This window comes from Lysobacter sp. Root983, from assembly GCF_001429345.1.
In the GTDB taxonomy this organism is placed as follows: Bacteria; Pseudomonadota; Gammaproteobacteria; order Xanthomonadales; family Xanthomonadaceae; genus Lysobacter.
This window is the reverse complement of sequence record NZ_LMJO01000019.1, coordinates 70,627-84,424: the sequence shown is the minus strand read 5'-3', so window position 1 is coordinate 84,424 and position 13,798 is coordinate 70,627. Positions and strand designations below refer to the sequence as shown.

The window sequence follows — 13,798 nt, the reverse complement described above, 5'->3', positions numbered from 1 at the left end:
CGGCTAGTGGCGGGAGCGGGGCTAGCGCAAGCGCGCCGCCAAGCCCGACACCCGCATCGCGTGCCGCGACAAGGCCGCGCGCAGCACCGCCTCGCTCGCGCACAGATGCAGCTCGCGGCGCGCGCGGGTCATGCCGGTGTAGAGCAATTCGCGCGACAGGCTGCGCGCATCCGCGCGCGGCAGTTGCAGCCACACCCGGTCGAACTCCGAGCCCTGGGCCTTGTGCACGGTCATCGCGAACGCGCCCGTGTGGGCGGGCAAGGCGGCCGGGTAATAGCCGCGCACGCCTTCGCTGCCGCCGGCGAACCAGACCACGCTGCCCTCGCCGTCGGCGGGGCGCAGACAAACGCCGATGTCGCCGTTGAACAGACCGTGGCGGTAGCTGTTCTCGGTGATCAGCAGCAGACGGCCATGGAAGTAGGCCGCGCGATGACTGCCGGCCAGCGCCTCTTCGATGCGCGCGTTCAAGGGCGCGGCGCCCTGCGCACCGTCGCGCAGCGCGGTCAGCAGGCGCACGCGGCCGGCCAGGGCCAAGGCCTGCAGGGGATCGTCGACCGCGGCCAACGCGCGCCATTCGCCGAGCAGGCGCTCGCGGCCGGCACCGGCCAGCGGGTCGATCGCGTCCTCGTGGAAACTCACGCCGCGCAGCGCGCCGTCGCGCAGCAGGGCCAGCGCGGCGTCGGCATCGCCGGCGCGGGTGGCTTCGGCCAGCGGCGCCAGGTCCAGGCTGTCGGCCTGGCGGTAACCGCGTTGCAGGTGCACGCGGTGGCCGGCCAGCGGCGCGGCGGCGGTTTCCGCGATCGGCCCCTCGCCGAGCAGCGGTTGCAGCAGGCGTTCGATCGGCGCCGGCAGCGCCTCGTCTTCGCCGGCCGCGTCGACGATCGCGGCCAGCACGTCGCCGGCTTCCACCGACGGCAGTTGGTCGCGGTCGCCGAGCAGGATCAGGCGCGCGCCGTCGGGCACGGCCTCGACCAGCTTGCACATCAGCGGCAGATCGACCATCGAGGCTTCGTCGATCACCACCGCGTCGTAGGCCAGCGGATCGCGCGCGTCGTGGCGGAAGCGCGGGCTGTCGGGCAGGCTGCCGAGCAGACGATGCAGGGTGCGCGCCTCCACCGGCAGCGCATCGCACCAGGCCGGGTCGACGCCGGGCAGCAGGCGCAGGGTGGCGGCGGCGGCGCGCAGGCTTTCGGCCATGCGTTCGGCGGCGCGGCCGGTCGGCGCCGCCAGCGCGATCCGCGGCGGCGGCGCGCCCGCGCGCTGCGCCTGCGCGATCAACAGCAGCAACAGACGCGCGACCGTGGTGGTCTTGCCGGTGCCGGGCCCGCCGGTGACCAGCAGCAGCGAACGCGCCAAGGCCAGCGCGGCCGCGCGCGCCTGGCGGTCGCCGTCGCGTGCGTGCGGGAACAAGCTCGCGAACAGGGGCGCGAGCGCGGCGGTGTCGGCCGGCGGCGGCGCTTGCGCGGCCAGCGCGCGCAGGCGCGCGGCCAGGCGGCGTTCGTATTCGCGGTAACGGCGCAAATAGAGCAGACCGCGCTCCAGCACCAGCGGTGCGCCCGGATCGGCGATACCGTCGTCGCCGGGCTGGGCGATCCAGGGCGAGGCGCGCAACGCCGCCAGCCATTGCGCGGGTTCGACCAGCACCGCCGCGCCGATGTCCTCGCCGGGTCGGGCGACATCGAACGCCGCATGGCCATCGGCGATCGCGCGCGCGGCCAGCGCGGCGCCGGCCTGCACCAGCTCGGGCGTGGTCGGATCCAACCGGCGCAGCGATTGCGCCAGCGCGTGATCGACGCTGCGCACCAAGCCGCGCCGCAGCAGGGCGTCGAGCAGGTTCATGGCGCGCCACCCGCGCCGCCGAACAGCGCGTCCAAGGCCTCGACCAGCGCGCGCGGCGGCACCTCGGCGTGGATGCCCGCGCCTTCTTCATCGGATCGCATCGGATCCAGACCGCGGCAGAACAGATAACGAGTGCCGCCGAAATCGCGCGCGTAGTCGTAGTCGGCGCCGAGCCGGAAGCGCAGCCAGCGGTGCAGGGCCAAGGTGTAGATCAACGATTGCAGGGTGTACTCGCTGTCGTCCATCGCGCGTTCGATCGCGGCCGCGTCGTAGGACGGCAGACGGTTGGTCTTGTAATCGAGCAGGTAATAGCGCCCCGCATGCGCGTAGACCAAGTCGATCTTGCCGGTCATCAGGCCATCGAGCCGGCGCCGATGGCCGAAGGCCTGGCGCGCGCGCAGCCAGCCGTGGGCGTGCAGCAGTTCCAGCAGGGCCGTGGTGGAGGCATCGTTGAGCGCGAAATGGAATTCCATCTCGGCGCGCAAGGCGGCCGGCGGCAGGTCGGCCAGGCGCGCGCCTTCGGGCAGGGTCGCGGTCAGGGTCGCGCCGACCAGGCGCGCCAGCGTGTCCAGGCCGCCGTCGTCGACGTCGGCCTCGGTATAGCCCTGTTCGTGCAGGGCCGTGCGCAGCAGCGCCTCCTGTCCGTCGGGTATCGCGCCCAGGCGGCGCCAATCGCCCCAGGCGGCGAAGTCGCAGCGCTCCAGCGCGGTGTGCACGGCGTTGCCGAAGCGGCTGCCGGAGAAGCGCAGCTCCATCGCGTCGATCGGCAGCTCGCTGGGCGCGGGCAACGCCAGCGGCTCGGGTTCGTCCTGCGCGCCGTGTTCGTCCTGGACCCTGCTGCCGGCGTCCTCGCGGGTGAGCTGGGTGAAGCTGTGCACCCACCAATCGCGCGGCAGCCCGCGGCGCAGGCTGCGCGCGGGCGGCACCGCCGCGGGCGCGATCGCAGGCAGCGGCGCGGGGCGCGGCTCCAGCGCGCGATCGTCGATCTCGATATCGCCGGCGTCGCCGCTGTCCAGCGCCTCGGGCGCATCCAGCATCGGCGCCAGCGGCGTCGATGCGCTCAGGTACAGCGGCCCGGTCGCCAGCCACAGCGCGTGGCGGGCGCGGGTCAGGCCGACATAGAGCAGGCGCGCATCCTCGGCGGCGGACTCGCGGGCGCTGCGGATTCGCGCTTCGCTCCAGGCCGGCGTGCCGGCGTCGTCGTGCTCGCCTTCCAGTTGCAGCACGCGGCCGTCGTCGTCGGGGTACTCGCAATGGCGCCCGCCGCGCGGCTCGCGACCGATCGCGGCGAACGGCAGGAACACCAGGCCGAACTCCAGGCCCTTGCTCTTGTGCAGGGTCAGGATCTGCACGCGACGCGCGTCCGATTCCAGTCGCAGCTGCTGTTGTTCGTCGTTGTCGTCGGCCTCGGCGATGCGCAGGCGCAGCCAATCGACCAGGCCGTGCAGGCCCAGCGCCTGGGCGTCGGCCTCCTGCAGCACTTCGCCCAATTGCAGCAGATTGGTCAGGCGGCGTTCGCCGTCGCCCAAGGCGAGCAGGCGCGGCGCCTGCTGCGCGCACAGGTCGGCGACCAGGGCCAGCGGGCCGTGACGCTGCCAGCGTTCGCGCCATTCCAGCGCGCGCAGCTGCCAGTCGCGTTGCCAGGCGTCCTCGGCGTCCATGCGCGCGATCGCACGCGCGTCCAGGCCCAGGAACACGCTGGCCAGGGCGCCGCGCAGGCGGCCGTGATCGCCGGGTTGGAGCAGGGCCTCGAACAGCGCCAGCAACTCCAGGGCCTGCTCGGTCGCGAACACGCTCTGGCGTCCGGCCGCGACCGCGGGGATGCCGGCGGCGACCAGGGCGCGCTGCATGCGCGCGGCCTCGTCGTGGCTGCGCACCAGCACGGCGATGTCGGCCGGTTGCAGCGCGCGCCCGTCCAGCGTGGCCTGCCCGGCGCGCGCGTCGGCGAGCCAGGCGTGGATCGCGGCCACGCAGGCGCGCGTGGCCAGCTCGCGCGACTCCGGTGCGCTCCATTGCGCGCGGCTTTTCGCGGCGACGCCGTCGTCGGGCGCGGGCAGGCGGCGCAGGGTCAGCGCGGGCGCGCGCCGGCCGTGACGCGACAGGGCCGCGTCGGCGACGCTGCCGCCGGGCTCGACTGCGAGGAAGCGGATGCGCGCGTCGACGAAGGCGTCCGCACCCGCGCGTTGGTACAGGGCCTGCACCGCGCGCAGCAGCGACGGCCGCGAACGGAAATTGCGCAGCAGCGGCGGCGCCAGCTCGGCCTGGGCCGCGGCCGCCAGATAGGTGTGCACGTCGCCGCCGCGGAAGCCGTAGATCGCCTGCTTGGGATCGCCGATCACGAACAGGCTGCCGCCTTCGCGCCCGTCGGGCCCGAACACACGTTCGAAGATCGCCCACTGGCGCGCGTCGGTGTCCTGGAATTCGTCGACCAGGGCGACGGCGTACTGCGCGCGCAGCCGCGCGACCAGGGCGCCGGCATGCGGGCCGCTCAAGGCCTGGGCGACACCGTCGATGAGATCGTCGTAGGTCTGCACGCGGCGCACGCGCTTGAGCTCGGCCAGGCGCGCGGCGGCTTCCTCGCGCACGCGGTGGACCAGGGCCAGGCCCTGCGCGTCCAGCCATTGCGCGCGCGCGGCCGCGGCCTCGAGATAGTCGGCGATGGCGACGAACAGCGGCGAGCTCGGGGTCTGCGCCTGCTTGCCCTTGTTGGTGCGCTCGGCGAGCGCGGCCGGGGTCATGCGGTCGATGCGCGGCTCGATGCGCGCGGCGGCGTCTTCGTTCGCGCACCAGCGCGTCAGCGCCTCGCGCAGCGCGCCCGGCAATTCGGCGCGCCAGGTCTGGCCGTTGAGCACCTTGGCGGCCATCGCGGCTTCGATATCGTTGAAGGCCTGTGCGCCGTGCTGGCGATAGCGCTCGCGCAGGGCGGCCGCGCGCGCCTGCAGCAGCGGCAAGGGATCGGGCGTGGGCGCGGGCAGCGCGGGCTTGAGGCGTGCGGCGCGCAGCAGCGGCCCCAGGTCGGCGGCCAGGGCGGCGGGACCGGCGGGCCAGCGCGCCTGCAGCAGTTCGGCCGCGACCGCGTCGGTGCCCAGCGAGCGCCACAGATCCACCGCGACCTCGTCGCGCAGGTCGCGATCGCTGCCGATCATCTCCGGGGCCAGGAAGGCTTGGCCGGTCTCCAGCGCGTGTTCGCTGAGCACGCGCGCGCAGAAGCCGTGGATGGTCACCACCGCGGCCAGGTCGATCTCGCGCGCGGCGCGGGCCAGGCGCGCGCGCAAGGCCGACGGGGCTTCCTCGCGCAAACGCGCGGCGATCAGCGCGCGCGTGACCGCGCGTTCGCCGTCGTCCTCGCCGATGGCCAGGGCCGGATCGTCGGCGGCGATGCGCGCGGCCAGCAGCAGGCGCTTGCGCAGGCGCTCGCGCAGTTCCTGGGTGGCCGCGTCGGTGAAGGTGACCGCGAGGATCTGGCCCACGCGCAGGCCGCGCTCGATCACCAGGCGCGTGACCAAAGTGGCCAGGGTGTAGGTCTTGCCGGTGCCGGCGCTGGCCTCGATCAGCTGCAGGCCGTGCAGCGGCAGGCGCAGGTAGGCGTCGTCCGCGCCGGGCTCGGGCGCCGGCGGCAGCTCGTCGAACAGATCGCGCGTATGCCCGCTCATCGCGCGTCCTCTTCGCTGCGCGCATGCACCACGGCGTCGAATACCAGCCGCGCGATCGCGCGGAATTCTTCGGCCAGGTCGGCGCCGTCCGCGTTCGCCGCGGCGAACGGGTCGCGGCCGCGCAACGCCAGGCGCGCGCCGCTGGCCTCGGCTTCGCTCCAGCTGTGAGTGCCGCCGTGCCATTGCAGCGCCGCCTGGTTCCAGGCGTCGCGGCCCTCCGCATCGGCCGCGTACCACAGCCAGCCGGCGCGCGGCAGGAACGGCAGCGGCTCACGCAGACCGTGCGCGCGCAGACGCAGCAGCGCGTCCAGCGCGGCGCGCGCCCGCGCGGGCGATGCGGCGGCGCGCAGCTGCGGACCGACGCCACCGGCGGCCTCCGCGAACTGCGCCAAGGGACGCGCATCGCCCAGCGCCGACAGCACCAGCCAGTCCAGCCCGTGGGCGATCTGCGCGGGCCCGTGCAGTTTGCCGAAGCGCAGGCGCGCCAGCCCGGCGGCGTAGAGATCGTCGACGCGGCCGTGCAGGCGGCCGGCACCGAGCTCGAGTTCGAAGTGCTGCGACTGCGGCGCCTGCTGTTCGCACCACTGCGCGAAGGCCTCGGCATAGGGGCGCACTTCCGCGAGCAGGCTGTCGAGCTGGCGCCGGCCCAGCGGACCGGACGGCAGCAAGGCGCGCGCGCGCAGTTGCGCCTGCAGATCCTCACCGCGTCCGGCCAGCAGGGCCTCGTACACCGCGTACTGCAGTTGCTGGCGCTGCAGGCCGCGACCGGGCAGCAGCAGCGGCTCGACATCGTCGACGGCGGCGCCGGCGTCGGGCAGGCGCAGGTTGAGGCGCTGGCGCAGGAAGGCGCCGGGCGGATCGCGCAGGAAGGCGCGCAGATCGGCCAGGGCGATGGCCGGCGCGGTCGCATCCATCGGCGCCAGCGGCCCGTCGATCCAGGGCCCGAGCTCGATGCGGGCCTCGCCGCCCGCTTGCGCGGCCGGCTGCCACTCGCCGCGATAGCTGTAGCGGCGCGGTTCCGGCGCGGCCTCGCCGTGGTCGCCGGCGCCGAACGCGGCCGGCGAGAACGGCTGCAAGGGCTCGCGCACGGTCAGCGCGGCGCGCGCGACGTCCGGTGCCTGGTGGTAGCGCGCGGCCACGTCCAGCAGTTCCGACACCAGCGGCGAGGGCTCGCGCAGGCTGCCGTCGCGCGGGTCGGCACCCAGGTAGCTCAGGTACAGCACCTCGGAGGCGGCCACGAACAACTGCAGGAACAGGAAACGGTCGTCCTCGCGCAGCGAACGGTCGCCGTGGCGGCGCGCGGCGGTGCCCAGCTCGGCGGCCAGGCGGTTGAGGCCGCCGACCGGATCGCGGCGCGGGTAGTCGCCGTCGTTCATGCCGAGCAGGCAGATCGCGCGGAACGGGATCAGGCGCATCGGCACCATGCGGCCGAAGCTCACGCCGCCGGTGAGCAGCGGCGCGCGCGTGTCGGCCTCGCTGAGGGCGGCGCGGAAATGCGCGCGCACCACCTCGGCCGGCACTGGCGCATCGAAGCCGGCGCGGGCGGCATCGCGCGCGAAGGTCTCCACCAGCAGACGCAGGCGCTCCAGGGTGCGTTGATCGCCGGCGTCGTGCGGGCGCCGCGGCAGCAGCGCCTGCAGCAAGCCGAGCAGGCGGTCGCGCCACTGCGCCGGCGGCATCGCCGCGCTCAGCGCGCGTTCGTTGCGCGCCAGCACGCGCAGCAAGCGGATCAGCGCGTCCAGGGCGTCCAGGGCGCTGCCTTCGAGCTCGGTATAGGGCGCGACGCCCGCGATGGCCTCGTCGGCGCCGCTGGCGTGCCCGATCAGCAGACGATCCAGAGCGAAACGCCAGGTGTAAGCGTCGTCGGCCGGAGCGTCGTGGCGTGCGCGGTGGGCGTCGTCGATGCCCCAGCGCGCACCGGCCTCGTGCAACCAGGTGTGCAGGCGCTCCAGCGCCGGCGCATCCAGGCCGGCGGCGGCGGCGATCGCCGGCGCGGCCAGCAGGTCGAGGATCTCGCTGAGGCCGAAGCGCGACACCGGCAGCGCCAGCAGGCGCAGAAACACGTCGGCCAGCGGCTCGGCCGCGAGCGGGCTCACGTCGGCCAGCGCATACGGAATGAAGCCCGGGCGCCCGGCCAGGCCGCCGAACACCGCCGCGATGTGCGGCGCGTAGGGATCGATGTCGGGCGCGAGCACCGCGATCTCGCGCGGCTGCAGCGGCGGATCGAAGCGCGGGTCCTCGAGCAGGCCGCGCAGTTGATCGTGCAGCACCTGCACCTCGCGCAGGCGGGTGTGGCAGGCATGCACCTGCAGGCTGGGGTCGGCGCTATCGACCGCCGCGCGCCAGCCCGGCACCGCCGGCGCGCGCCGATGCAGCAGGTCGCGCTGCAGGCGCCGCAGCAGGCTGTCGCGCGCGGGATCGTCGGCGGGGTCGGTTTCGGGGTCGGCGTAGGCCGCGATCTCGCCCGAGGGGTGCACCACCTCGTAACCGCCCAGCACCGCCATGAAGTCGCGACCGGCCGCGCCCCAGGCCTGCAGCAGCGGGTTCTCGTCCGCGTCCTGCGCCGACGCGTCGGCATCGAGCAGGCGCAGGCGTTCGCCGTAACTGGCCAGATCGCCCCAGTACTTGCGGCTGGGCGTGGGCAGATAGAAATGCAGCACGCCGGCGCGGGCCTGGGTGGCGATCACGCGCAGCACGTCGGGCGAGACGTTGAGGGTGGCGAAGGCGAACAAACGCGGCGGCAAGCCCTCGGGCACCTCCGCGCCGTCGCCGCCGTAGCGCGCCAGATAGTCGCCGATGCGACGCGCGCGGTAGCGGCTGCCGCCGGCGACGCGGCGCCACAGCGCGGCCTGAGCATCGTCGCGGTCCTGGCCTTGGTCCCAGGCGCGCAGCCAGTCGCGGCGCCAGGCCTGGTATTTCTCGAACAGGCCCGCCAGCTCACCGGCCAGCGACCAGGGCTTGAGCGGGTCGGCGCCGGACAGATAAGCGCGCAGCTCGGCCAGCGCCGGTTCACGCAGCGCGGCCGGATGCGAGAGTTCCTTATAGAGCCGCCAGCGCAGCGCCTCGGCGCCGATGTCGTCCTCGATGCCGGCCACGTTGGCGTCCAACGCGCGCTGCACGAACTCGCCGGGGGTCAGGAATTCCAGGTTGGCGGCGATCCCGTAGGTCTGGGCCAGGGTCGCCTGCAACCAGCGCCGCATCGCCACCTGCGGGATCAGCACCACCTCCGGTGCCAGCACCGACCGCCCGGGCACGGACGTGCGCAGTTCCTGTGCCAGCAGTCCAGCCAGCACGTCCAGCGCATTGGAGTGGTAGAGGCGGAAGTCGGGACGGCCGGGCATCGCGACATCTTGCCGGAATCGGGATTGGGGAATGGAGAATCGGGACTGGCTACGACGACCCGCGTCACCCCGATTCGTCATTCCCGCGAAGGCGGGAATCCAGTGACTTGGTCGACCTGCCGCTGGCGACGCGACCGCCATAGCGCCGTGGAAATCATCTGTCTCGGCCATTCGCGCACGACGCCGGCACACGCGCTGAAGTCACTGGATCCCCGCCTTCGCGGGGATGGCGGATCGACAGTGACGACGCGACCGGCTGGAACACGGCGCTTAAAACCTTCTTAATCCGGGCCGTCCAGGATCGGCCGACACGATGACGACACCGCCTTGCGTAGCGTCGCCGCCGAACCTGCGACAATGACCGCACTGCATCCCCCGTTCAGCCTCAGCCCGCCAAGCTGCCGAAACTTGCGACCCCGCGCGGGCCGCGTGCGGCCGCACCTCTCCGGATGACGCCCCCCAGCATGACGACCGAAACGCCCATCGTCCGCCTGACCGACCTGCGACTGGATCGCGGCGGCCGCGCCGTGCTGCGCGACATCAACCTGTCGGTGCCGCGCGGCAGCATCGTCGCGGTGCTGGGCCCCTCGGGCAGCGGCAAGTCGACCCTGCTGTCGGCATTGACCGGCGAACTCGCGCCGGCCGCGGGCCGGGTCGAAGTGCTGGGCCGCGAAGTGCCGCGGCCCTCGCGCGCGCTGCTCGAACTGCGCAAGGGCCTGGGCGTGCTGCTGCAGGGCAACGGCCTGCTCACCGACCTGACCGCGGCCGAGAACGTGGCCCTGCCGCTGCGCACGCATACCGATCTGCCTGACGCGCTGATCCGCCGTCTGGTGCTGATGAAGCTCAACGCGGTCGGCCTGCGCGCGGCCGCCGACGCCTATCCGCGCGAACTCTCCGGCGGCATGGCGCGCCGGGTCGCGCTGGCGCGCGCGCTGGCCCTGGACCCGCCGCTGATGATCTACGACGAACCGCTGACCGGCCTGGACCCGATCGCCTCGGGCGTGGTCATGAGCCTGGTGCGCCGCCTCAACGACACCCTGGGCCTGACCAGCATCATCGTGACCCACCACGTGCACGAAACCCTGCCGGTGGCCGACCACGCCATCGTGATCGCCAACGGCGGCATCGTCTTCTCCGGCACCCCGGCGGACCTGGAAGCCAGCAGCGACCCGCTGGTGCAGCAGTTCCTGCGCGGCCAGCCCGATGGGCCGATCGCGTTCGACGCCGCGCCGCGCACGGCGGAGGCCGCGTGATGGCCTTCGTCGACGCCACCCGCCAGCTCGGCCGCGCCGGCCTGTTCACCCTGTCGGTGTTCCGGGCCTCCAAGCCGACTCCGGACTTTTTCCGCGAGCTGATTCGCGAAATCTACAAGATCGGCGCACGTTCGCTGCCGATCATCGCCGTTGGCGGCGCGTTCGTGGGCCTGGTGCTGACCCTGCAGGGCTACCGCACGCTCGCCACCTTCGGCGCCAGCAACTCGCTGAGCACCCTGTTGGGCCTGTCGCTGTACCGCGAACTGGGCCCGGTGCTGACCGCGCTGCTGTTCATCGGCCGCGCCGGCAGTTCGATCGCGGCCGAGTTGGGCCTGATGCGCGCCACCGACCAGATCACCGCGCTGGGCCTGATGGCGATCGACCCGGTCGGCAAGGCGGTCGCGCCGCGCTTCTGGGCCGCGGTGCTGAGCGTGCCGCTGCTGACCGGTTTCTTCTGCAGCTTCGCGATCGCCGCCAGCTATCTGGAAGCGGTGCATGTGATCGGCCTGGACCCGGGCTATTTCTGGCCCGCGCTGAAGGACAACGTCGATTTCGTCGACGACTTCTGCGTGGCCCTGTTGAAGTCGGGCGTGTTCGGCGCGATCGCGGCGCTGGTCGCGGCCTACGTCGGCTACCACGCCGAGCCGACCATCGAAGGCACCTCGGTCGCGACCACCAAGGCGGTGGTCAACGCGTCCTTGCTGGTGCTGATGTTCAACTTCGTCATGTCCGCGTTGTTGTTTAAGTAAAGCATCGCCCGCGCATAGAGTTTCGGAGACCCACCTCATGTCCGTCCGCAGTCCCCGCATCGAATTCGCCGTCGGCGCGTTCCTGTTGCTCGCCCTGGCCTCGCTGCTGGTGCTGGCGATCGCCTCCACCAACGGCAAGTGGGGCTTCGGCGGCGACAGCTACGCGCTCAAGGCCCGCTTCACCACCATCGGCGCGCTGCGCCCGAACGCGCCGGTCAAGATCGGCGGCGTTGCGGTGGGCCAGGTCGCCAACATCGAACTCGACCCCAAGACCTTCGAATCCAAGGTCACCCTGGCGATCAACAGCCAGTACAAGGACCTGCCCGCCGACACCTCGGCCGGCATCTTCACCAGCGGCCTACTGGGCGAGAGCTATATCGGCCTGACCCCGGGCGGCGATCCGGAGCCGCTCAAGCCCGGCGACGAGATCTTCCTGACCCAGCCGGCGGTGGACTTGATCCAGCTGGTCGGCAAATACATGTTCAGCGGTGGCGGCGCCCAGGGCGGCGACAAGAAGGAAGCCGCGACCCCCGCCGCCGAAGACGTGCCGGCGTATTTACAAGGCGATGCCCCCAAGGGCGACGCCGCCCCCACCCACGACGAGAGCAAGCCATGAAGCGCAACCTCATTTCCCTCGTAATCGCCTCGGCGCTGCTCGCCGCCGCGCCGGCGATCGTGTTCGCGCAGTCCGCGCAACCGGCCGCGACCGCGCCGGCCGGATCGCCCAGCCAGATGGTGCTGAGCAACAGCACCCGCATCCTGAGCACGCTGGAGGCGCGCCGCGCCGAGTTCACCAAGAACCGCGGCGCGCTGAGCAAGTTCATCGCCACCGAGTTCAACCAGATGTTCGACCGCGACTACGCGGCGCGCCTGGTCCTGGGCGCGCACGGCCGCGGCGCCTCCGACGCCGACGTCAAGCTGTTCGCCGACGCGCTCAGCACCAGCCTGATGCAGCGCTACGGTTCCTCGCTGCTGGACTTCAACGCCAAGCTGCAGGTGCGGATCAAGTCCGAGACTCCGCTGCGCGGCGGCGCTATCGTCAAGGTGTCCAGCGAATACCTGCGCCAGGGCGGCGAGCCGGTGCCGGTGGATTACCTGATGCGCAAGGTCGGCGCGAACTGGAAGGTGTTCGACGTGATGGTGGAAGGCGTGAGCTTCGTGCAGACCTTCCGCAACCAGTTCGACACCCCGCTCAAGCAAAAGACCATCCCCCAGGTGGCCGCCGACATCCAGGCCGGCCGTCTGCAGGCCCAGGCCCAGGGCAACTGAGCATGAGCGCGGCCACGGTCCGACGCGAAGGCGAGGCGCTGGTGTTCGCCGGCGCGCTCGAGCGCGCGGCGGTGGCGGCGTTGTGGCGGCAGGCGCAGCCGCTGTTGAAGGACCTGCGCCGGCTGGACCTGAGCGCGGTCAGCGAGGTCGACAGCGCCGGTCTGGCGCTGTTGGCCGAACTCGCCGCGCGCGCGCCCGGCGTTAGCGTGATCGGCACCCCGCCCGGCCTGACCGAGCTGCGTGCCGCGTACCGACTCGACGAGGGATTGGGCTTTTCCAGCTGATCCCGAACACACCGTTGCGGTCGCCATCGCCTCAGGGACATGGCCGGGCCGCCCTTAGCGAATAGACTGCGACCATGCGCTCCCCCACCCCCGTAATCGCTCTCGCCCTCGTCCTGTTGCCGTTGGCGGCCAACGCACAACAGATGTCGGCGCAGCAGCGCGAGACCTTCGAATCCTGTCTGGCCGCCGGCGACGGCAGCGCGGACGCGGCCCTGGCCTGCCGCCGAAAGATCGAGGACGGCGCGACCCAGCCGACCGTCGCTACGCCCGCCGAAGCGGACGCGGCCGCGCAGGCACGGTCGGCCGCCATGGCCGAAGCGGAAGCCGCCGACGCCGCCCAGCGCGCCGCCGCGGCCGCCGCCGACGCGAGGGCCTCCGCCACCGCGGCAGCGCAGGCGTCCAACGACGCGTCCGTCTCCGCGCTGGACGCTTCCACGCCGGCCGACATCGAGGCGGTGGCCGACACCGCGACCGCGGCCGGCGCGGCGGCAGCGGCGGAAGCCGCGCAGCAGGCGGCCCAGGACGCGGCCGCGGCCCCGGCCGTCGACGCCACCGCCGCAGCGGACGCCGGCGTAGCCAGTCCGGCCGATCAGCGCACGCAAGCCGAGCGCGATTTCGACGCGCTCTACGGCGCGCAGTCGCAGGAATACGATCCGGTCGCCGACCCGACGCTGCCCGCGCCGGCCTCGCTGCCGACCATCTACGACCCGTGGGAGCGCTACAACCGCAAGATGCACCGCTTCAACAACGCGGTGGATCGCGTCATCGCCAAGCCGCTCGCGCGCGCCTACGTGCGCGTGGTGCCGCGGCCGGTGCGCCTGGGCGTGAGCAACTTCTTCAACAACCTCGGCCAGCCGGTGTCGGCGGTCAACGCCCTGCTGCAGGGCAAGCCCAAGCAGGCTGCGCAGTCGCTGGGCCGTTTCGCGCTCAACAGCACGGTCGGCATCGGCGGCATCTTCGACCCGGCCAGCGACGCCAAGCTGCCCAACCGCAGCGAGGACTTCGGCCAAACCCTGGGCATCTGGGGCTGGAAGCGCTCGCGCTACCTGGAACTGCCGCTGTTTGGCCCGCGCACCGTGCGCGACGCCTTCGGCGCGGTCGGCGACGCGCCGCTGAGCCCGTTGCGCCAGGTCGAACGCGACCGCATCCGCATCCCGATCCAGGGCCTGCAGCTGGTCGACGTGCGCGCCCAGCTGATGCCCACCGACGCCCTGCGCGAAGGCGCCGAGGACGACTACACCCTGGTCCGCGATTCCTGGATGCAGCGCCGCGACTACCAGATCTTCGGCGACCGCATGGACGCCGAAGACCAGGGCCTGCCGGACTACCTGCGCGACGATAGCAACCCCAGCGTGCCGGCCGATGCCATGCCGCTGATGCCGACGGACGCGAATTACAACCGTTGAAGCT

Annotated in this window: 9 protein-coding genes; 6 read left to right on the top strand and 3 right to left on the bottom strand. The window is 72.8% G+C overall.

Annotated features, from left to right (window positions below; genetic code table 11):
• Nucleotides 1–21: 21 nt before the first annotated feature.
• From recD to recC, 3 genes are read right to left on the bottom strand one after another with little or no spacing between them, the layout of a single operon-like run.
• The gene (recD, locus tag ASE43_RS19695; RefSeq protein WP_082607398.1) at nt 22–1,839 is read right to left on the bottom strand and encodes an exodeoxyribonuclease V subunit alpha; all 1,818 of its coding nucleotides are present in this window, start codon (nt 1,837–1,839) and stop codon (nt 22–24) included.
• On the bottom strand, nt 1,836–5,492 hold the full coding sequence (locus ASE43_RS19690; RefSeq protein WP_082607397.1) for an exodeoxyribonuclease V subunit beta: 3,657 nt from the start codon (nt 5,490–5,492) through the stop codon (nt 1,836–1,838). The genes recD and ASE43_RS19690 overlap by 4 nt, the downstream gene beginning before the upstream one ends.
• A complete protein-coding gene (recC, locus tag ASE43_RS19685; protein WP_057161653.1) occupies nt 5,489–8,833 on the bottom strand; it encodes an exodeoxyribonuclease V subunit gamma in 3,345 nt (1,114 codons plus the stop codon). The genes ASE43_RS19690 and recC overlap by 4 nt, the downstream gene beginning before the upstream one ends.
• A gap of 464 nt (nt 8,834–9,297) precedes the next feature.
• On the opposite strand from recC, the gene ASE43_RS19680 reads away from it, so the two are divergent.
• The 6 genes from ASE43_RS19680 (at nt 9,298) to ASE43_RS19655 (ending at nt 13,794) form a co-directional block, all read left to right on the top strand.
• Nucleotides 9,298–10,086, top strand: coding sequence for an ATP-binding cassette domain-containing protein (locus tag ASE43_RS19680; RefSeq protein WP_056177298.1), 789 nt, complete (start codon nt 9,298–9,300; stop codon nt 10,084–10,086).
• The gene (locus ASE43_RS19675) at nt 10,086–10,835 is read left to right on the top strand and encodes an MlaE family lipid ABC transporter permease subunit (RefSeq protein ID WP_056177300.1); all 750 of its coding nucleotides are present in this window, start codon (nt 10,086–10,088) and stop codon (nt 10,833–10,835) included. Before ASE43_RS19680 ends, ASE43_RS19675 begins: the two co-directional genes overlap by 1 nt.
• A 37-nt stretch (nt 10,836–10,872) precedes the next feature.
• On the top strand, nt 10,873–11,451 hold the full coding sequence (gene mlaD / locus ASE43_RS19670) for an outer membrane lipid asymmetry maintenance protein MlaD (RefSeq protein WP_057161652.1): 579 nt from the start codon (nt 10,873–10,875) through the stop codon (nt 11,449–11,451).
• Nucleotides 11,448–12,104, top strand: coding sequence for an ABC transporter substrate-binding protein (locus ASE43_RS19665; RefSeq protein WP_056177305.1), 657 nt, complete (start codon nt 11,448–11,450; stop codon nt 12,102–12,104). The genes mlaD and ASE43_RS19665 overlap by 4 nt, the downstream gene beginning before the upstream one ends.
• A 2-nt stretch (nt 12,105–12,106) precedes the next feature.
• A complete protein-coding gene (locus tag ASE43_RS19660; RefSeq protein ID WP_056177307.1) occupies nt 12,107–12,388 on the top strand; it encodes an STAS domain-containing protein in 282 nt (93 codons plus the stop codon).
• 74 nt (nt 12,389–12,462) lie between these two features.
• Nucleotides 12,463–13,794, top strand: coding sequence for a VacJ family lipoprotein (locus ASE43_RS19655; RefSeq protein ID WP_343123563.1), 1,332 nt, complete (start codon nt 12,463–12,465; stop codon nt 13,792–13,794).
• Nucleotides 13,795–13,798 lie beyond the last annotated feature (4 nt).